General features: G+C 68.3%; 13 protein-coding genes and 3 tRNA genes. 11 read left to right on the top strand and 5 right to left on the bottom strand.

The annotated features are described in order from the left end of the window. Window positions 1-6 precede the first annotated feature (6 nt). Window positions 7-2,316 carry an NADP-dependent malic enzyme gene (locus SLNSH_RS08785; protein WP_280954463.1) on the top strand — a complete coding sequence of 770 codons (2,310 nt, stop codon included), beginning with the start codon at window positions 7-9 and terminating at the stop codon, window positions 2,314-2,316. A gap of 248 nt (window positions 2,317-2,564) precedes the next feature. Then, on the top strand, window positions 2,565-3,914 hold the full coding sequence (locus SLNSH_RS08790) for an Nramp family divalent metal transporter (protein WP_106336309.1): 1,350 nt from the start codon (window positions 2,565-2,567) through the stop codon (window positions 3,912-3,914). 133 nt (window positions 3,915-4,047) lie between these two features. On the opposite strand, the gene SLNSH_RS08795 is transcribed toward SLNSH_RS08790, so the two are convergent. The 5 genes from SLNSH_RS08795 to SLNSH_RS08815 form a co-directional block, all read right to left on the bottom strand. Continuing rightward, entirely contained in the window at window positions 4,048-4,401 is a 354-nt protein-coding gene (locus SLNSH_RS08795) for a hypothetical protein (RefSeq protein WP_106336310.1), read from the bottom strand. A 57-nt stretch (window positions 4,402-4,458) separates the two neighbouring features. Beyond that, entirely contained in the window at window positions 4,459-6,546 is a 2,088-nt protein-coding gene (locus tag SLNSH_RS08800) for a molybdopterin-containing oxidoreductase family protein (RefSeq protein ID WP_106336463.1), read from the bottom strand. A 32-nt stretch (window positions 6,547-6,578) separates the two neighbouring features. Next, window positions 6,579-6,839, bottom strand: coding sequence for a hypothetical protein (locus SLNSH_RS08805; RefSeq protein WP_146140226.1), 261 nt, complete (start codon window positions 6,837-6,839; stop codon window positions 6,579-6,581). 196 nt (window positions 6,840-7,035) lie between these two features. Beyond that, entirely contained in the window at window positions 7,036-7,458 is a 423-nt protein-coding gene (gene ndk / locus SLNSH_RS08810; RefSeq protein ID WP_106336312.1) for a nucleoside-diphosphate kinase, read from the bottom strand. Window positions 7,459-7,569: 111 nt separating this feature from the next. After that, entirely contained in the window at window positions 7,570-9,030 is a 1,461-nt protein-coding gene (locus SLNSH_RS08815; protein ID WP_106336465.1) for a multicopper oxidase family protein, read from the bottom strand. Between the two features lie 212 nt (window positions 9,031-9,242). Here SLNSH_RS08815 and SLNSH_RS08820 point away from each other — a divergent pair. From SLNSH_RS08820 to SLNSH_RS08860, 9 genes are all read left to right on the top strand, one after another. Beyond that, a tRNA-Leu gene (locus SLNSH_RS08820) sits at window positions 9,243-9,327 on the top strand. 108 nt (window positions 9,328-9,435) lie between these two features. After that, a complete protein-coding gene (gene tig, locus SLNSH_RS08825; RefSeq protein WP_106336313.1) occupies window positions 9,436-10,899 on the top strand; it encodes a trigger factor in 1,464 nt (487 codons plus the stop codon). Between the two features lie 266 nt (window positions 10,900-11,165). Next, window positions 11,166-11,795: an ATP-dependent Clp protease proteolytic subunit gene (locus SLNSH_RS08830; protein ID WP_106336314.1), complete on the top strand. Its 630-nt coding sequence runs from the start codon at window positions 11,166-11,168 to the stop codon at window positions 11,793-11,795. Window positions 11,796-12,212: 417 nt separating this feature from the next. After that, window positions 12,213-13,481 (top strand): ATP-dependent Clp protease ATP-binding subunit ClpX, encoded by a 1,269-nt coding sequence (clpX, locus tag SLNSH_RS08835; RefSeq protein WP_106336315.1) that lies wholly within the window; start codon window positions 12,213-12,215, stop codon window positions 13,479-13,481. 258 nt (window positions 13,482-13,739) lie between these two features. Continuing rightward, on the top strand, window positions 13,740-16,166 hold the full coding sequence (gene lon, locus SLNSH_RS08840; RefSeq protein ID WP_106336316.1) for an endopeptidase La: 2,427 nt from the start codon (window positions 13,740-13,742) through the stop codon (window positions 16,164-16,166). Window positions 16,167-16,355: 189 nt separating this feature from the next. Beyond that, window positions 16,356-16,631 (top strand): HU family DNA-binding protein, encoded by a 276-nt coding sequence (locus tag SLNSH_RS08845; protein WP_106336317.1) that lies wholly within the window; start codon window positions 16,356-16,358, stop codon window positions 16,629-16,631. 152 nt (window positions 16,632-16,783) lie between these two features. Next, a tRNA-Val gene (locus SLNSH_RS08850) sits at window positions 16,784-16,859 on the top strand. A gap of 139 nt (window positions 16,860-16,998) precedes the next feature. Beyond that, window positions 16,999-18,906, top strand: a complete 1,908-nt coding sequence (locus SLNSH_RS08855) for a heavy metal translocating P-type ATPase (protein ID WP_106336318.1) — start codon at window positions 16,999-17,001, stop codon at window positions 18,904-18,906. A gap of 85 nt (window positions 18,907-18,991) precedes the next feature. After that, a tRNA-Asp gene (locus SLNSH_RS08860) sits at window positions 18,992-19,068 on the top strand. Window positions 19,069-19,493 lie beyond the last annotated feature (425 nt).

Genomic DNA, 19,493 nt, shown 5'->3' on the forward strand with positions numbered 1-19,493 from the left:
GCGACAATGGCCTCGAACATGTCGAACATGTCGGACGATCTGCGCTCGGGCGCGCTCGTCTATCACCGGCAGCCCAAGCCCGGGAAGCTGGAGATCCAGGCCACCAAGCCGCTCGGCAACCAGCGCGACCTGGCGCTGGCCTATTCGCCCGGCGTCGCCGCCCCCTGCGAGGCCATCGCCGCCGATCCCTCCCAGGCCGCCGAGCTGACCGCCCGTCAGAATCTCGTGGCCGTGGTTTCCAATGGCACCGCGGTCCTCGGCCTGGGCGACATCGGCGCGCTGGCGTCGAAGCCGGTGATGGAGGGCAAGGCCGTCCTCTTCAAGAAGTTCGCCGGCATCGACGTGTTCGACATCGAGGTGGGCGAGAAGGAGGTCTCCCGGCTCGTCGACGTCGTGGCGGCGCTGGAGCCGACCTTCGGCGGCATCAACCTCGAGGACATCAAGGCGCCCGAGTGCTTCGAAGTCGAGGCGCAGCTGCGCGAGCGCATGTCGATCCCGGTCTTTCACGACGACCAGCACGGCACGGCGATCATCGTCGCCGCAGCCGTGGTGAACGCGCTGGAGATCGCCGGCAAGACGCTCCCGCAGGTGAAGATCGTCACCTCCGGCGCCGGCGCCGCCGCGCTCGCCTGCCTCAACCTGCTCGTTTCCATGGGCGCCAAGCGGGAGAACATCTTCGTCACGGACATCGAGGGCGTCGTCTACGAGGGCCGCACCTCCCTGATGGACCGCTGGAAGTCTGTCTTCGCCCAGAAGACCGACGCCCGGAAGCTGGCCGAGGTGATCCCCGGCGCGGACGTGTTCCTGGGCCTCTCGGCCGGCGGCGTGCTGAAGGCCGACATGGTGGCCAAGATGGCCGCCAACCCGCTCATCCTGGCGCTGGCCAACCCGAACCCCGAGATCATGCCGGACGAGGCGAAGGCCGTGCGGCCGGACGCCATGATCTGCACGGGCCGCTCGGACTACCCGAACCAGGTCAACAACGTCCTCTGCTTTCCCTACATTTTCCGCGGCGCGCTCGACGTGGGCGCGACCACCATCAACGAGGCCATGAAGCAGGCGGCGGTCGAGGCCATCGCAAAGCTTGCCCGGGAGGCGCCCTCGGACGTGGTGGCCCGCGCCTATGGGGGCGAGGTCACCACCTTCGGCGCCGAGTCGCTGATTCCGAGCCCGTTCGATCCGCGCCTGATCCTGCGCATCGCTCCCGCCGTGGCCCGCGCCGCCATGGAGTCGGGCGTGGCCACGCGCCCGATCGAGGACTTCCGGGGCTACGAGGATCGCCTGTCGCGATTCGTGTTCCGCTCCGGCTTCGTGATGAAGCCGATCTTCACGGCCGCCAAGGAGGCGCCGAAGCGCGTCATCTACGCGGACGGCGAGGACGAGCGCGTGCTGCGGGCCGCCCAGGTGGCGATCGAGGAGGGCATCGCGACGCCGATCCTGGTCGGACGCCCCGCGGTGATCGAGACGCGCTGCAAGCGCTACGGCCTGTCCATCCGCCCGGGCACGGACATCCAGGTGGTCAATCCCGAGGACGATCCGCGCTATCGCGACTACGTCGCCACGCTATGCGAGGTGGCCGGCCGGCGCGGCATCACGCCCGATGCGGCCCGGACCCTGGTGCGGACCTCGACCACGGTGATCGCCAGCGTGGCCGTGATCCGCGGCGACGCCGACGCCATGATCTGCGGCCTGGAGGGGCGCTTCCAGTCCAAGCTGCGCCTCATCCGCGACATCATCGGGGTCGATCCGGCGGTCAAGGGCCTCGCGGCCATGACGCTGATGATCACCTCCAAGGGCCACTACTTCCTGACCGACACCCATGTGCGTCCGGACCCGACGGCCGAGGAGATCGCCGAAACGGCGGTGCTCTGCGCCCAGCACGTGACGCGCTTCGGCATCACACCGAAGATCGCGCTCGTCTGCCACGCCGACTTCGGCGAGGCGGATACGCCCTCCGCCCGCAAGATGCGCCAGGCGCTGGACCTCATCCAGCAGCGCGCGCCGGAGCTTGAGGTGGATGGCGAGATGCAGGGCGACACCGCGCTTTCCCAGATGGTGCGCGAGCGCAAGCTGCCCCAGTCCCGGCTGAAGGGCGAGGCCAACATCCTGGTGTTCCCCAACCTGGACGCGGCCAATGCCGCCTACCAGTTCACGAAGATCCTGGCCGACGCGCTGCCCGTGGGGCCGATCATGATCGGCCCGGCCCGCCCCGCCCACATCCTCACGTCCTCCGTGACGGCCCGCGGCGTGGTCAACATGACAGCTTTGGCCGTGGTAGAGGCCCAGGCGCAGGCTGAGGCGGCCGCGGCAGGGTAGGAGACTCGCCGCTAGATACCCGCGAGAGCCGCGATTTTCTCCCGTCCTTGCGAGGAGCGCAGCGACGAAGCAACCCAGGACCGCCGGGCGCAAACTCATGTCGTCGGCGCCCGGCCCCCCTGGATTGCTTCGCTTCGCTCGCAATGACGGACCTGCCGGCAGAAACTTCGCGCTCCTGCACTTGCCAATCATTCGCAACTGACCCAGATTGATCGTGCGGCCTTCTCCGGCCGCGCGGAGACGGTCGCATGGATCAGCGGGTCGCGGAGCTGCAACCGCTGGAAGGGGAGTGGCGGCGCGCCCGAGGGGACGCGTCGCTCGCGGACGTGCACGGCACGGTGGCCGTGCGCCGCGCGGGGCCTGCGTGGCGGCGCCTGCTCGCCTTCCTGGGCCCGGGTTACCTCGTCGCCGTCGGCTACATGGACCCGGGCAACTGGGCGACGTCGCTGGCGGGCGGGTCCAAATTCGGCTACGCGCTGCTGTTCGTCGCGCTGCTGTCCAACATCATGGCCATCGTGCTGCAGGCCCTCGCGGCCCGGCTCGCCATCGGCTCGGGCCGTGATCTCGCCCAAGCCTGTCGCGACGCCTATCCGGGGCCGGTGGCCTGGGCGCTCTGGCTCCTGGCCGAGCTCGCCATCGTGGCGACCGACCTCGCCGAGGTCATCGGCACGGCGATCGGCCTCAACCTGCTCTTCGGCATTCCCCTCGAGCTCGGAGTGCTGCTGACGTCGCTCGACGTCTTCCTGGTGCTCTACCTGCAGCGGCTCGGATTCCGCTACGTGGAGGCGTTCATCATCGCCGTGCTCGGCGTGATCGCCTCCTGCTTCGCCGTCCAGATCGCGATGGCGAGCCCGGACTGGGGCGCCGTCATTCGCGGCTTCGCGCCCACCACCGACCTCGTCTCAAACCCCGACATGCTCTACCTGGCGCTGGGCATCATCGGGGCCACGGTCATGCCCCATAACCTCTACCTGCACTCGGGAATCGTGCAGACGCGCGATTATGGCCGCAGCCTGCCGGAGCGGCGCGAGGCGCTCCGGTTCGCCACGATCGATTCGACGCTGGCGCTGATGTTCGCCCTGACCATCAACGCGTCCATCCTGATATTGGCAGGCGCCGCGTTCCACGGGGCGGGACGGCACGAGGTGGTGGAGCTCGGGGACGCGCACACCCTGCTGCATCCGCTGCTGGGCAGCGCCCTTGCGCCCACCCTTTTCGCTATCGCGCTGATCGGCTGCGGCCTGAACTCGACGGTGACGGCCACCATGGCCGGCCAGATCGTGATGGAGGGCTTCCTCTCCATCCGCCTCGCGCCTTGGCTCCGCCGGCTGGTCACCCGCCTGATCGCAATCGTGCCCGCGGCGGTGGTGACCATCTGGTACGGGGAGAGCGGGACGAGCAAGCTGCTCATCCTGTCCCAGGTGGCGCTGAGCCTGCAGCTGCCGTTCGCGGTGGTCCCGCTGGTGATCTTCACGGCCTCCCGCCGGAAGCTCGGCGCCCTCGTGGCCCCCCGCTGGCTCACCGCGACAGCCGCCGCCATCGCGGCCGTGCTCGTGGCGCTGAACGTGAAGATGATCGCGGACTACGTGGTCGGGTAGCGCTCCCCGCCGTCATCGCGAGCGCATCGAAGCAAAGCAATCCAGGCGGCGGGAGCCCGCTTCTGGATCGCTTCGTCGCTGCGCTCCTCGCAAGGACGGTTGCTGCAAGCCGGGTGCGACTGCGCAGGCCCGCTTACATGGGCCGCTTCAGCTTGCAGGCGTCGAGGTTGCGGAAGCCCTTTTCGCGGCTCGAGTCGTCGAAGTAGCTCTTCTCACGGAAGAAATCGAACTCGGCCTTGGTCATCTGGTCGATGGTCTTGGTCGCGTAGCAGCTGCAGGGCGAGTGCACCGCCTCGCGCGTCGTGCCCTGCAGGCGCGACTGGCTGATGAGGCAGCCGTCGAACACCCACAACTTCGCCTCGTAGCGGGTCATGTTCCGCGTCTTGGGATCAGGCTGCGGCTCGCCGAAGTTGGACGAAGACGCGCCCGCGAAGGCGGCGCTGGAACAGGCGAGCGACAGGGCGGCGGCGAGAACGGCGAGGCGCATGCGGAGAATCCCCTAGGGCAGGTTTATACCTCACCCTTCGCAGGTGCGAGCCCGCCGTCAAGCCTTCAACACGCGCACGTGATTGTCGTGGAACGCGGCTCCGCCGAAAGGAGCAGGCGCATCCGCCCCAGTCAGGTGGTTGATGCCCTTGCCGTCCGGGTAGGCCGAATCCGGGAAGATCGATTCGGCGATCAGCACCCCGCGGCGCACGCCGTCGAAATGCCGGGCCGCGATTAGCACCGAGCCGCGCTCGTTCTCGAGCCGCACCTGCTCGCCATCTGCGATGCTGAGCGCCGCGGCGTCGTCGGGGTGGATCATCACCGTCGGCCGGGGCTCGTTGGCCCGCGAGGTGGGGGTCTCGTTGAAGCTCGTGTTCAGGAAGTTGCGCGCCGGGCTGGTCGCGAGCCGGAAGGGGTAGAGCGGCGTCGCGTCCTCGATCACTGCCCAATGATCGGGCAGCTTCGGCATGGTGTCCATCGGCCCCATCGGGCCGTCATTGGCGAAGGGCACGTTGGGCCAGTCGGGCTTGAAGCGGAACTTCCGGTCCGGCCAGGCGAAGCCGTTGAGGTAGTGGGACTGCTCGAATGAGGGCTGGGCATCGATCCACTTGCCCGCCTCGAGCTCGGCCAGCGTCCCCCAGCCGGAGTTCTGGAGGGTCCAGTCGATGATGTCGCGCGGAGTCATGTCGAAACCGCGGTGCTTGGCTCCGACCCGGGCGGCGATGCCGCTGATCACCTCGTGGTTGGAGCGGCATTCGCCGGGCGGGTCGACCAGCTTCGGCCCGAGCATGATGTATTGGTGCCCGCCGCCCTGGTAGAGGTCATCGTGCTCGGTAAACATGGTCGACGGCAGCACGATGTCGGCGTGCCTGGCCGTCTCCGTCATCACCTGCTCGTGCACGCAGACGAACAGGTCCTCGCGGGCGAAGCCCTTCTTCACCAGCCCCTGCTCGGGCGCCACGGCGGCCGGGTTGGTGCTCTGCACCAGCAGCGCCTTCACGGGCGGGCCGCCGCGCAGCGCGACCGGATCGCCCGTCAGAACGCGGCCGATCTGCGACTGGTCGAGCCTGCGGACCTTGGGGTCCTGGGCGTCCAGGCCCTCGATCAGCGCCTTGCGCCAGTGGTAGATCGCGCCGTTGTTGTGGAAGGCGCCGCCGCCCTCGTATTTCCACGCGCCGGTCACGGCCGCGATGCAGGACGCCGCGTGCATGTTCACCGCGCCGTTGCGCTGGCGCGAGAAGCCGTAGCCCAGGCGGAAATAGGTCCGCGGCGTGCGCCCCACCAGATGGGCGAACTGCTCGATCTCGTCGACGGAAAGCCCGGTGATCGCGGAGGCCCAGTGCGGCGTGCGGCCCGCCAGGTGATCGCGCAGCTCCTCCGGCGCGTCGGTGAATTCGCGGAGGTAGTCCCAGTCCGCCATCCCATCCCGGAAGAGCACGTGCATCACCGCACAGGCCAGCGCGCCGTCCGTGCCCGGCTTGAGGCAGAGGCCGAGGTCGGCCTGTTTCATGGTGGCGTTGCGGTAGACGTCGATCACCACGATCTTCGCCCCGCGCTCCTTTCGGGCGCGGATGGCGTGGGTCATCACGTTCACCTGCGTGGCGACGGCGTTGGTGCCCCAGATCACGACGCAGTCGGCGAGCCCCATCTCGCGCGGGTCCGGGCCTGCGAGCTTGCCGGTTCCGGCGATGTAACCCGGCCAGGCCAGATTGACGCAGATCGTCGAGTAGAAGCCCGAATAGCGCTTCACGTTGGTGAGCCGCTTGATGCCGTCGCGCATCACGAGGCCCATGGTGCCGGCGTAGTGGTAGGGCCAGACTGACTCCGGGCCGAACTCCCGTTCCGCCTTGAGGAAGTTTTGCGCCACGATGTCCAGGGCGTCGTCCCAGGAAATCCGCTCGAACTGCCCGGAGCCCTTGGGTCCGACCCGCCGCAGCGGATGGGTCAGCCGGTCCGGATGATGCGCCCGCTCGGCGTAGCGCGCCACCTTGGCGCAGACCACGCCCGCCGTGTAGCGCTGCTCGGCCGAGCCATAGACGCGCCCGATACGGGAGCCGTCGATGACCTCCACTTCCAGCGCGCAGGCGGAGGGGCAGTCATGGGGACAAACGGAATTCTTGCGGACGATGGAGGCTGGTGCGTTCATGTCGGGGGCCATTCAAGCGACCCCGCAAGACATCACGCGGCCCGGCGAATGTCCATCAGCATCCGCCACGCCTCCTGGCGGCACAGGTCCCGCAGGCTCTGCCGGGACTCGTCCCCCGCATCGGCCCCGAAGGCCTCGTCCAGCCGCCCTTCGGTCGCGGCCATCACCTGTTCGAGCACAACCATGCTGGGCTGGTTCGTCCAGGCGGCGGCCTGCGCCCATTCTCGAACCTGGGCCAGGATGGGAGATACCTCGCCGCCATGAGCCGGCGCGCGGCGGCGCGCGGCGGGCATAGCCGCCGCCATCGCATCGGCCGGGGCGTGGTCCTGCCCATCGCTCCGCAATGGGAGCCGCACGAACAAGCGGCGAAGCAGGCTCTCGATCTCTGGTCGAATAAGCACAGCGTGGGCCTTGGTGAAAAGGTCCACGCCATTCGGCGAAGCGCCGTTGATTCGTTCAACGAACCCTCAGTTGCGCCGCGGCTGCGGTTCAGCCGACGATTTCATTGCCCGAAAAGAACTGCGCGATCTCGACCGCGGCCGTCTCGGCGGCGTCCGAGCCGTGCACCGAGTTCTCGCCCACCGACTTGGCGAACTGCTTGCGGATTGTGCCCTCGGCGGCGTTGGCCGGGTTGGTGGCGCCCATGACCTCACGGTACTTGGCGATGGCGTTCTCGCCCTCGAGCACCTGCACGACCACTGGGGCGGAGATCATGAAGTCGACCAGCTCGCCGAAGAAGGGACGCTCCTTGTGGACCGCGTAGAAGGTCTCGGCCTGCTGGCGGGTCATGCGGATGCGCTTCTGCGCCACGATGCGCAGGCCGGCGGCCTCGATCACGGCGTTGACCGCGCCGGTCAGGTTGCGCTCGGTGGCGTCGGGCTTGATGATCGAGAAGGTGCGCTCGAGGGCCATGGGTCTCTCCGATTGGCGATGGGCCGCCTGCTTCCGGGCGGCGGAATGGCGTGCGGTGGCGGGCTTATAGCCGCGGCTCCCGCGACCCACAAGGCGGGGGAGGGCGCCCTGTCAGGTCACCTCGATCCAGGTCGAGAGGCCCGTGTCCAGCCGCTCCAGGACCGTGGAGCCCAGCAGCCACCGGCCCTTGTTGTCGGCCACGAAGGCGATGCGGGACGTTTGGCCCTCCGGCACGATCACGGTGTCGAGCCAATACGGCTCCCAGCCGTCATCGAGCGGGTGCAGCAGCCGGAAGCTGTGCCCATGGAGGTGCATCACCTGCGGGAAGCTTGTCCGGTTGGCGAGCGCCAGCACCACGGTGGAGCCGCGCTTGACAGATACGAGCGGCTTGGATGCGACTTTCTCGGCCGAGGTCGCCCCGCTGACGCCGTTGATGGTCCAGATCCGGGCCGGGTCGCCCGTGTAGGACGGCTTGCCGTCCGGCCCGAGCTTGGCGCCGCCCTCGATCGCGACGTCCGCGCGTTGCGCCTTCTGAAGCGGGATGGCGGGCGGCAGCCGGCCGTTCTCGCCGAGCGGCGCCAGCGGCGGCAGGGCCGGGCGTCGCCGCGACATGGGCTCGCCCTCGACCTTGACCTCCACAAGCGGCAGGCCCGAGCCGAGCATGGCGGTGACGGCCCCGCCCGAGCCCGCCTCGCCGGCCTCGAAGATCACGTCGTAGCGCGTGCCCGGGGCGAAGGGCAGGGTCGAGCGCAGCGGCTCGAAGGTGTCGGTGGGTTGACCGTCGATGGCCGACACATAGGCCTTCAGCCCGTCGAAGCGGATGCGCATCAGCCGCGCGTTGCACAGGTTGGCGAGCCGGATCCGCACCCGGGCGCCGGGCGGGACGGTGAGCTTCTGAGGAGCCCGCAGGCCGTTGACGGTGAGCACGTTGCCCAGCCGCCCGAAGCCGGAACGCTCCTCCACGCTCGTGAAGGAGTCCAGCTGATGCTCGTCGGTCAGGCGCCAGTCGTCGACGGCGCACACGCGATCGATGTCGACGGGCTGCGCCCCGGATGCGTCTTCCACCACCACCACGCCCGCGAGCCCGCGCTCGGTCTGCTCGGCGGTCAGCCCCGGCGTCAGCGGGCGGTAGATGAAGGTGCCGGCGTCCGGCGGCGTGAAGGTGATCTCCGCGCTCGCGCCAGGCGCCACGGCCTCCTGGGTCAGTCCGGCCACCCCGTCCATGTCGTTGGCGATCCGCATGCCGTGCCAGTGCACGGAAAGCGGCTGGGTGGCGCTGTTCACAAGCTTGGCCCGGAACGGCTCGTCCTTGCGGATGCGCAGCTCTGGCCCTGGGGTGCGGCCGCCGAAGCCCCAGATGTCCGTGGGCGCGCCGGGCTCAAGCTCGGCCACGGCCGGCTTGGCCTCGAGCAGGGCCGTGGGCAGGCCGTCCGCCTTGGTCGCGGCGCCCGCGGCCGGCGCGGCGGCCTGGGCCAGGAGGCGTGTCGAGGAGGCAGGCAGCACGAGCGCCGCCCCGGCGGCCTGCAGCAGGCCGCGGCGCGAAACGTGCAGCGAAGGAGGCGCTCCAATCATGAGCGAATACGGATCCCAGCCGAGGCGAAGCGCCCCAGCGCTCTTGTGCCATGCGTCGCGGCGAAGCGCGAGTGACCGTTTTGCGAAGGCTCGCTGGCGCACGGCGCCTTGCGGAGGATACGCCATCTTTTCGCTGGCGTCCGGGCGTTTGCATGGTATAGAGCCGCACCCGTCGGGGCATCTGCTCCGCGGTGGGGCGCGGTCGCCCTCATGCGGGCGTGGCGGAACTGGTAGACGCGCTGGATTTAGGTTCCAGTGACGCAAGTCGTGTGGGTTCAAGTCCCTCCGCCCGCACCAGGTCGCCGCCAAACGCGCTTCGCAGCGCGGCTTGAGGAGGCGCCGTGGGCTCCGGCCCATGCTCCCGCGTACCCTTGCTCCAATTCACGCTCGAAGGCACGTCACGCTATGCAGGTCACGGAAACACTCTCGGAGGGGTTGAAGCGCGAGTTCACCGTCGTTCTCCCGGCGAAGGATCTCGAGGAGCGCCTCACCAACGAGCTCGTCGGTCTCAAGGACAAGGTGCGCATCAACGGCTTCCGCCCCGGCAAGGTGCCGGTCGGCCACCTGCGCCGCGTCTACGGCCGCTCGGTGATGGCCGACGTGCTGCAGAACTTGGTCAACGAGACCAACCGCAAGATCGTCGAGGACCAGGGCCTGAAGCTCGCCCTCGAGCCGCAGATCGTCTTCCCCGAGAGCAAGGAAGAGGTCGAGGCGGCCATGGAGGCCAAGGGCGACCTGTCCTACAAGGTCTCGCTCGAGGTGCTGCCCAAGTTCGAGATCCAGGACTTCGCCGGCCTGTCTGTCACCCGCGAGACCTACGAGGTCCCGGAGAGCGAGCTGCAGGAGGCGCTTGAGCGCCTGGCCCAGCAGAATCGCCAGTTCTCTTCGAAGGAGGAGGGCGCCAAGGCCGAGAAGGGCGACCGCGTGATCGTCGACTTCGTCGGCTCCATCGACGGCACGCCGTTCGAGGGCGGCGCCGGCACGGACGTCCCGGTCGACATCGGCTCCAACGGCTTCATCCCCGGATTCGAGGAGCAGCTGATCGGCGCCGCCAAGGGCCAGGAGCTGACGATCACCGCCACGTTCCCGGCCGAGTACGGCGCGGCCCACCTCGCCGGCAAGGAGGCGCAGTTCGCCACCACGGTGAAGGACGTGCAGGCGCCCCAGGCTGTCGAGATCAACGACGAGTTCGCCAAGCAGTTCGGCATGGAGAACCTCGACGCGCTCAAGACCGCGCTGACCGAGGCCATTTCCCGCGACTACACGGCCGTGTCCCGCCGCAAGCTGAAGCGCCAGCTGCTGGACGCGCTGGACGCCCAGTACGCGTTCGACCTGCCGCCGAGCCTGATGTCCCAGGAGTTCGACAATATCTGGCGCCAGGTCCAGGCCGACATGCAGCAGTCGGGCAAGACCTTCGCGGACGAGGACACCACGGAGGAGGAGGCTCGCGCCGAGTACGAGAAGATCGCGGCCCGCCGCGTCCGCCTCGGCCTCGTGCTCGCCGAGATCGGCGAGAAGGCGCAGGTGCAGGTGTCCGACGAGGAGGTCTCGCAGGCTCTCGTCGAGCGCGCCCGCCAGTTCCCCGGCCAGGAGCGCATGGTGTGGGACTTCTATCGGAAGAACCCGCAGGCGCTCGCCGAGATCCGCGCCCCGATCTTCGAGGAGAAGGTCGTCGACCACATCCTGGGCTCCGCCAACGTGACCGAGAAGAAGGTCTCGAAGGAAGAGCTGATGGCTGAGGACGAGGACGAGAAGCCGGCCGCTGCGGCGTCCGCGGAGGACAAGCCCAAGAAGGCCCGCGCCTCCAAGAAGAAGGCCGAGGCCGCCGAGCCGGCCTCCGACACGCCCCAGACCAACGCGTCGGAGTGAGGGTCCTCGACCCACCGTCATTGCGAGCGCAGCGAAGCAATCCAGTCTGGCCCCAGGTCGCCCCTGGATTGCTTCGTCGCTTCGCTCCTCGCAAGGACGGCTACTGAAACGACAGGCGGCCACACGGCCGCCTGTTTTGCTGGTGAGGCTTCGTTCACTCCGTCCGCCGGCGCCCCTTTGCGCAGGCGGTTCGGGTCACTATGTTGGGATGCGTCGCCGGGTCCCCGGCGCGCCTTCCTTTACCCCTTTCCTTGAAGAGCACGGCCATGCGCGATCCGATCGAAGTCTACAACAACATGCTCGTGCCCATGGTCGTGGAGCAGTCCAACCGCGGCGAGCGCGCGTTCGACATCTATTCCCGCCTGCTGCGCGAGCGCGTGATCTTCCTGACCGGGCCGGTCGAGGACAACATGGCCTCCCTGGTGGTAGCCCAGCTGCTGTTCCTTGAATCCGAGAACCCGAAGAAGGAGATCTCGATCTACATCAACTCGCCCGGGGGCATCGTCACCTCGGGCCTGGCCATCTACGACACGATGCAGTTCATCCGCCCCGCGGTGTCGACGCTCTGCATTGGCCAGGCGGCCTCCATGGGCTCGCTCCTGCTGGCGGCCGGTGAGAAGGACATGCGCTTCGCGCTGCCGAACGCCCGCATCATGGTTCACCAGCCGTCCGGCGGCTACCAGGGCCAGGTGACGGACATCCTCATCCACGCCCGCGAGGTCGAGGGCCTGAAGCGCCGTCTCAACGAGATCTACGAGAAGCACACCGGCAAGGACTATAAGGCGATCGAGGAGGCCCTCGAGCGCGACAACTTCATGACCGCGGAGGGCGCAAAGGCCTTTGGCATCGTCGACCAGGTCATGGAGAAGCGGCCGGTGGACACCACGGCGGCCTGAGGCCCTTCAGGCGCGCCTGTTCTGTGCCGGAATGAGGCGGGCCGGGCGCCCGCCGAGAACCGCCGTGCAAGGACATAACAGTCACATGCGCGACACAAGGGCGCGATTTCGCCTTTCGGGCGCATTGCGCGCTTGGCGCGCGCCCTCAAACTAACCGATGGAACAGACGGGCTTTTACGCTGGTTTGTGTCCTGTGGTCGGCGTCCCGCATCCGGGATGCACGCTATTGATCCCCGGCGGGCGCCATGTTTGCATCGGCAGGCATGGTCCCGAATCCGACATGGTTCGGCGCCAGACGGGGATATGTCCCTGGGGTCACGGGGTGGCGGAACTACCGTTTCTTCACCTTGCGCCCCATAACCTGATCGAACGAGCCGCGCGGCTGCCGTCCGGCTCTCGATCGAGTGGAGGTTCGCCATGAGCAAAGTCGGCAGCGGTGATTCCAAGAGCACGCTGTACTGCTCGTTCTGCGGCAAGAGCCAGCACGAGGTCCGCAAACTCATCGCGGGTCCGACGGTGTTCATCTGCGACGAGTGCGTCGAGTTGTGCATGGACATCATCCGCGAGGAGAACAAGTCCTCGCTGGTGAAGTCCCGCGACGGGGTTCCGACCCCGAAGGAGATCCGCAAGGTTCTGGACGATTACGTCATCGGCCAGGATCACGCCAAGAAGGTGCTCTCCGTCGCCGTGCACAACCACTACAAGCGGTTGAACCACGCCACGAAGCACAATGACGTCGAGCTGGCCAAGTCCAACATCCTGCTCGTGGGCCCCACCGGCTCCGGCAAGACGCTGCTGGCCCAGACGCTGGCCCGCATCCTGGACGTGCCGTTCACGATGGCCGACGCCACGACCCTGACCGAAGCCGGTTACGTGGGCGAGGACGTCGAGAACATCATCCTCAAGCTGCTCCAGGCGTCCGACTACAACGTCGAGCGCGCCCAGCGCGGCATCGTTTATATCGACGAGATCGACAAGATCTCCCGCAAGTCGGACAACCCGTCCATCACGCGCGACGTGTCGGGCGAGGGCGTGCAGCAGGCCCTGCTGAAGATCATGGAAGGCACCGTCGCCTCCGTGCCTCCGCAGGGCGGCCGCAAGCATCCGCAGCAGGAGTTCCTGCAGGTCGACACCACGAACATCCTGTTCATCTGCGGCGGCGCCTTCGCCGGCCTCGAGCGGATCATCTCCGCCCGCGGCAAGGGCACGTCGATCGGTTTCGGCGCCAAGGTCGAGGCCCCGGACGACCGCCGCACCGGCGCGATCTTCCGCGAGGTCGAGCCTGAGGACCTGCTGAAGTTCGGCCTCATCCCCGAGTTCGTCGGCCGCCTGCCGGTGATCGCGACGCTCGAGGACCTCGACGAGCCCGCGCTGAAGAAGATCCTCACCGAGCCGAAGAACGCGCTTGTGAAGCAGTACGCCCGCCTCTTCGAGATGGAGGACGTGGAGCTCACCTTCGCGGACGAGGCGGTGTCGCTGATCGCCAAGAAGGCGATCGAGCGCAAGACGGGCGCCCGCGGCCTGCGCTCCATCATGGAGGGCATCCTGCTCGAGACGATGTACGACCTGCCCAGCCTCGAGGGCTGCGAACAGGTGGTGATCGGCCCCGAGGTCATCGAAGGCAAGGCTCGTCCGCTCTATATCTACTCGGACAAGGCCAACGAGCAGGCCGCCTCCAGCGCCTGACGCCCAACCAGTCCTGGCGCTCCCCGCGGGCGCCAGGGCTCCCTTCCGGCTTGAAGATGGGCCGTTGCACAACCATCTGATGGCTAACGACAACAGCCGGTTCGCTCATGCCAAACAGGCCGTTTCCCGAGTGGGAAGCGGTTCTGGAGGAGCCGGGTGCGCCAGCGGCGATCGCAATCCCTCGCGCCGTCGCTTTCTCGTTCGCCGGGCTGCCCGTCGGGAGCCCTCGCGAGCGCACCAGAAAGGATGACCCCTTCTATGACGACTCCCAGACAGCGTCCGCAGATCGAGCCCGGTGCGGTTGATGTGTTTCCGGTGCTGCCGCTGCGTGACATCGTCGTCTTCCCGCACATGATCGTGCCGCTCTTCGTCGGCCGCGAGAAGTCCATCAAGGCTCTCGAGGAGGTGGTGAAGAGCGAGAAGCTGATCCTGCTCGCCACCCAGAAGAACGCCGCCGACGACGATCCGGCGACGGATGCGATCCACGCCATCGGCACCCTCGCCAGCGTGCTGCAGCTGCTCAAGCTGCCCGATGGCACCGTGAAGGTGCTGGTCGAGGGCGTGGGCCGCGCCAAGGTGCGCCAGTACGTCCGGTCCGAGGACTACTACGAGGCCGAGGCCGAGGCGCTCGCCGACCAGATCCCGAACAAGATCGAGGCCGAGGCGCTCGCGCGCTCCGTGGTCTCCGAGTTCGAGAGCTACGTGAAGCTCAACAAGAAGGTCTCGCCCGAGGTCGTCGCGGCCGTCGGACAGATCGACGATTATTCCAAGCTCGCCGACACGATCGCGTCCCACCTGGCGGTGAAGATCACCGACAAGCAGGACGTGCTCGAGATCACCGAGGTCTCCAAGCGGCTCGAGAAGGTTCTGGGCTTCATGGAGAGCGAGATCTCCGTGCTGCAGGTGGAGAAGCGCATCCGCTCGCGCGTCAAGCGCCAGATGGAGAAGACCCAGCGCGAGTACTACCTCAACGAGCAGATGAAGGCGATCCAGAAGGAGCTGGGCGACGAGGACGGCAAGGACGAACTCGCCGAGCTCGAGGAGCGCATCGAGAAGACCAAGCTGACGAAGGAAGCCCGCGACAAGGCGCAGGCGGAGATGAAGAAGCTCCGCCAGATGTCGCCCATGTCGGCTGAGGCGACCGTCGTCCGCAACTATCTCGACTGGATGTTGTCGCTGCCCTGGGGCAAGCGCTCGAAGGTCAAGAAGGACCTCGCCAGCGCCGAGGAGCTTCTGGACGCCGAGCACTACGGCCTGGAGAAGGTGAAGGAGCGGATCATCGAGTACCTGGCCGTCCAGGGACGCTCGAACAAGCTCACCGGCCCGATCCTGTGCCTCGTCGGCCCTCCGGGCGTCGGTAAGACCTCGCTCGGCAAGTCGATCGCCAAGGCGACGGGTCGCGAGTTCGTGCGCATGTCGCTCGGCGGCGTGCGTGACGAGGCCGAGATCCGCGGCCACCGGCGCACCTATATCGGCTCCATGCCGGGCAAGATCATCCAGAGCCTGCGCAAGGCGAAGACGCAGAATCCGCTCTTCCTGCTCGACGAGATCGACAAGATGGGCATGGATTTCCGCGGCGATCCGTCCTCGGCGCTGCTGGAGGTGCTGGATCCCGAGCAGAACAGCTCGTTCAACGACCATTACCTCGAGGTCGACTACGACCTGTCGAACGTGATGTTCGTGACGACGGCGAACACGCTCAACATCCCGCCGCCCCTGCTGGACCGCATGGAGGTCATCCGCATCGCCGGCTACACCGAAGAGGAGAAGCTGGAGATCGCCAAGCGCCACCTGATCCCCGAGGCCGTCAAGAAGCACGGCCTGGAGGAGAAGGAGTGGGCGATCGAGGACGACGCGCTGCTGATGCTCATCCGCCGCTACACGCGGGAGGCGGGCGTCCGCAACCTGACCCGTGAGCTCCAGAACCTCGCCCGCAAGGCGGTCAAGGAGATCATGCTGTCGAAGAAGAAGAAGGTGGTCGTCACCACGGCCAATCTTCCCGACTTCCTCGGCGTGCCGAAGTTCCGCTACGGCGAGACGGAGGAGGAGGACCAGGTGGGCGTGGTCACCGGGCTGGCCTGGACCGAGGTGGGCGGCGAGTTGCTGACCATCGAGGGCGTCATGATGCCCGGCCGCGGCAAGATGACCGTGACCGGCAACCTCAAGGACGTGATGAAGGAGTCGATCTCGGCGGCGGCGTCCTATGTCCGCTCGCGGGCGGTGGACTTCGGCATCGAGCCGCCGCTCTTCGACCGGCGCGACATCCACGTCCACGTCCCGGAGGGGGCGACCCCGAAGGACGGCCCGTCGGCCGGCATCGGCATGGCGACCGCCATCGTGTCCGTGCTCACCGGCATCCCGGTGCGCCACGACATCGCGATGACGGGCGAGGTGACGCTGCGCGGGCGGGTGCTGCCCATCGGCGGCCTCAAGGAGAAGCTCCTTGCGGCGTTGCGCGGCGGCGTCAAGAAGGTGCTGATCCCGGAGGAGAACGCCAAGGACCTGGCGGATATCCCGGCCAGCGTGAAGAACGGTCTCGAGATCGTGCCCGTCTCGCGCATGGACGAGGTCATCCGGCATGCCCTGGTGCGCCAGCCGCAGCGGATCGAGTGGGAAGAAGACCTCACCGCCGTGCGGGCCAAGCCCGCGGGCGAGGAGGACACCTCCGGAATGGTCGCGCACTAAGTCACGACCTTTTCCGCTGCAGGAACTGACATTTGAGGGCTCGCGAGCTTGCTCGCGGGCCCTTCTCTTATAGAAAACCTAGAGAATCCCTCAGATTTTCGGCGAACGGCGCTTGCGCCGGGGCGCCCGACCTGAAAAAACCCATCGGCGTCGTTCGAATCGACGCGAGAGATTTCAGAGGAGAAACCGATGAACAAGGGCGATCTCGTCGCCGCCGTCGCGGAGCAGGCGGACCTCAACAAGAACCAGGCCGCTGCGGCTGTCGACGCTGTTCTCGATGCGATCACGAACACGCTGAAGAGCGGGACGGAAGTTCGCCTCGTCGGCTTCGGCACCTTCCTCGTCACCGACCGTCCCGCCGGCGAGGCGCGCAACCCGCGCACGGGCGAGACCATCAAGACCAAGGCCTCCAAGGCTCCGAAGTTCAAGGCCGGCGCCGGCCTCAAGGCCGCCCTCAACGGCTGAGGCGCGACGCGGCGCACGCGCGCCGCGCGTTCAGGGCCGGCCCTCTGCGGCCGGCCCGTTCCGTCTCGGCCGGCGCTTGCGCCCGCCGGGCGGGGTTGTCATAAGGGGCCGCCCACGCGGCGGCGCCTCCGGCGCGCCTGCGGCCGGTTCGGGGGCGGTTAGCTCAGTTGGTAGAGCGCCTCGTTTACACCGAGGATGTCGGGGGTTCGAGTCCCTCACCGCCCACCATCGCCCGTCGTGATCAGCGCCTCCGCCAAGGCCGCGCCAAGCTGCGCGGCGGCCCTGGCGCATGCGCGCCATGGGCCCGGTTGAGCCAGAGCATGGCGCTTTCCTCGCGCACCCTCCATGCTGGCCCTCGGGAGGCCGCATGCAGTCCGTCCACGTCACCCGCGCCCTGTTCGCCGTCGCCGTGCTCGGCTTGGCCACAGGGTTGGTCCTGACCCTGGTCGGGCGTCCGGAGCAGGCGAGCCTCGCCTGGGCGGCGGGAGCCGCAGTGGTGCTGGCGGGCCTCGTCGTCTCCATCGTGGTCAGCCTCTGGCGCGGCGAGTTCGGCCTCGACATCGTGGCGGCCCTGTCCATGACGGGGGCGCTCGTCCTTGGCGAGACGCTCGCCGCCGCCGTGGTGGCCCTGATGTACGCCGGCGGGTCCATGCTCGAGGCCTTCGCCGAGCGGCGGGCGGGGCGCGATATGACGGCGCTGCTCGCCCGTGCGCCCCGAAGCGCCTGGCGCCTTCGCGGCGGAAAGCTGGAGGAGGTTCCCCTTGGGTCGGTCGAGGCCGGCGACAGGCTGCTGGTGCGGCCTGGCGACGTCACGCCGGCCGACGGCGTCGTCGCCGATGGCGAGGCTCTCCTGGACCAATCCGCCATGACGGGCGAATCCCTGCCGGTCCGGGCGCCGACCGGCGCCGAGTTCGTCAGCGGCTGCGCCAACGCCGGAGGCGCCTTCGAGATGGTGGCGAGCCGCAGGCCCTCCGAGAGCGCCTATGCGGGCATCGTGCGCATGGTGTCGGCCGCCCAGCAGTCCCGGGCGCCCATGGCTCGCCTCGCCGACCGCTACGCCATGGCGTTCCTGGGGCTCACCGTGGCCCTGGCCGGGGGAACCTGGCTCGTCACCCATGACCCGGTCCGGATGCTGGCCGTGCTCGTCGTGGCGACGCCGTGCCCGCTGATCCTGGCGGTTCCTGTCGCCATCGTAGCCGGGATGTCCCGATGCGCCCGGGCCGGCGTGCTCATCAAGAACGCTGGCGTGCTCGAGCGCCTTTCCCGCGTCACGGCGCTGCTGTTCGACAAGACTGGCACGCTCACTGTCGGGACGCCCATGGTGGTGGGGATCGACGCCCACGAGGATTTCACGCCGGACGAGATCCTCGCGGCCGCTGGCGCGCTCTCTCAGGGCTCGTCGCACGTGGTGTCCGCCGCCATCGCCGAGCATGCGCGCCGGCAGGGGCGCGCGCTGGCGCCGCCGCGGGCGGTATCGGAAGCGCACGGCGCGGGTCTGACCGGCGAGGTGCAGGGGCGGCGCGTGGCCGTCGGCGCCTATGACCATGTGGCCGCCCATGCGGCCGATCGGTCCTGGGCCGAGTCGCGGCGCGCCCGGGGCGGCGAGCGCGGCATGACGGCCTATGTGGGAATCGGCGGCCGCGTAGCCGGGGCGATCACCCTGGCGGACGTGGTCCGCCCGGAGGCGGCGAGGGCGCTGGCGCGGCTGCGCCGAAGCGGCGTTTCCCGCATCGTGCTGGTCACGGGCGACGCGCCCGCCGTGGCGAACGCCGCGGTCAAAGGCTTGCCCGTGGACCTGGTCATCGCCGGCGCGAGTCCGGCCGAGAAGGTGGACACGGTGCGCCGCGAGCATGGGCGCGGGACGACCGTCATGGTGGGCGACGGCGTCAACGACGCGCCGGCCCTCGCTGCGGCGGACGTGGGCGTCGCCATGGGAGCCCGCGGCGCGGCAGCCGCCTCGGAGGCGGCGGATGCGGTCATCCTGGTCGATGACCTCGACAGGCTGCCCTCGGCGATTCTCATCGCCCGCCATTCCCGTCGAATCGCGCTGCAGAGCGTCTGGGCCGGCATGGGGCTCTCCCTGGCCGGCATGGTGGCCGCCAGTCTGGGCTACCTGAGTCCCCTTGAAGGGGCGCTCCTGCAGGAGGGCATCGACGTCGCGGTTATCGTTAACGCGCTCCGCGCCTTGCGGATTCAAGCGGAATCCAGGCCTGAGCCGCAGAGTGGCCGGACGGAGGAGGCCGCCGCTCCCCAGCCCGCGGCTCCCGGCGCGTGAAATTTGCGCCGAGGCTGTTGACAGGGGAGGGGGGCTCCCGTAGATCAGCGCCACCGCAGCGGACTGCTTCGACGGTTCGCCTCGCGGGGGTGTAGCTCAGTTGGTTAGAGCGCCGGCCTGTCACGCCGGAGGCCGCGGGTTCGAGCCCCGTCACTCCCGCCACTTTCCCTCTCAAGATCACATACATGGCCTCAGCTCGGGGATCCCCATCGAGGGAGGCTGGAGGACAGGTTCCGATTCCTGATCGGTTTCGGTTCTCGTCGTTTCGCCGTGTCTCCCGCCGGCCGAGTTGCGGCCTGCGAACCGCGCGCCGGGCGAAGCGTCCGGCGCGCGACAGCCTTCCCGAATGTGCTTTCCGCCACATCGTGGACATGCTGCGCGCCGGCGAAGTCTCGCTGGGCATCGCCATGAACAACCAACCGCACCACGACATTCACGTCGAAACCATCGGGCATGCCGATCTGGTGTGCCTCATGCCCGCATTATGAGCTGGGCTGGGCGTGTCGCCCCATAGGCCGCGCTTATGGGGCGCCTCGATTCCCAACTTTGACGCGATCAGGTGGGAGCGGCAGCTTGCCAGCTCGGAA

The sequence above is a fragment of the Alsobacter soli genome, from assembly GCF_003004785.1.
Classification (GTDB): Bacteria; Pseudomonadota; Alphaproteobacteria; order Rhizobiales; family Beijerinckiaceae; genus Alsobacter; species Alsobacter soli.

Excerpts from the sequence above, each read along its gene's own strand:
- SLNSH_RS08795 (WP_106336310.1), bottom strand. The coding sequence starts at position 4,401 with ATGCGCCTCGCCGTTCTCGCCGCCGCCCTGTCGCTCGCCTGTTCCAGC.
- SLNSH_RS08790 (WP_106336309.1), top strand. The coding sequence starts at position 2,565 with ATGGATCAGCGGGTCGCGGAGCTGCAACCGCTGGAAGGGGAGTGGCGG.
- SLNSH_RS08855 (WP_106336318.1), top strand. The coding sequence starts at position 16,999 with ATGCAGTCCGTCCACGTCACCCGCGCCCTGTTCGCCGTCGCCGTGCTC.
- SLNSH_RS08805 (WP_146140226.1), bottom strand. The coding sequence starts at position 6,839 with ATGCCCGCCGCGCGCCGCCGCGCGCCGGCTCATGGCGGCGAGGTATCT.
- SLNSH_RS08800 (WP_106336463.1), bottom strand. The coding sequence starts at position 6,546 with ATGAACGCACCAGCCTCCATCGTCCGCAAGAATTCCGTTTGTCCCCAT.
- clpX (WP_106336315.1), top strand. The coding sequence starts at position 12,213 with ATGAGCAAAGTCGGCAGCGGTGATTCCAAGAGCACGCTGTACTGCTCG.
- SLNSH_RS08815 (WP_106336465.1), bottom strand. The coding sequence starts at position 9,030 with ATGATTGGAGCGCCTCCTTCGCTGCACGTTTCGCGCCGCGGCCTGCTG.
- SLNSH_RS08845 (WP_106336317.1), top strand. The coding sequence starts at position 16,356 with ATGAACAAGGGCGATCTCGTCGCCGCCGTCGCGGAGCAGGCGGACCTC.
- ndk (WP_106336312.1), bottom strand. The coding sequence starts at position 7,458 with ATGGCCCTCGAGCGCACCTTCTCGATCATCAAGCCCGACGCCACCGAG.
- tig (WP_106336313.1), top strand. The coding sequence starts at position 9,436 with ATGCAGGTCACGGAAACACTCTCGGAGGGGTTGAAGCGCGAGTTCACC.
- SLNSH_RS08830 (WP_106336314.1), top strand. The coding sequence starts at position 11,166 with ATGCGCGATCCGATCGAAGTCTACAACAACATGCTCGTGCCCATGGTC.
- SLNSH_RS08785 (WP_280954463.1), top strand. The coding sequence starts at position 7 with ATGGCCTCGAACATGTCGAACATGTCGGACGATCTGCGCTCGGGCGCG.
- lon (WP_106336316.1), top strand. The coding sequence starts at position 13,740 with ATGACGACTCCCAGACAGCGTCCGCAGATCGAGCCCGGTGCGGTTGAT.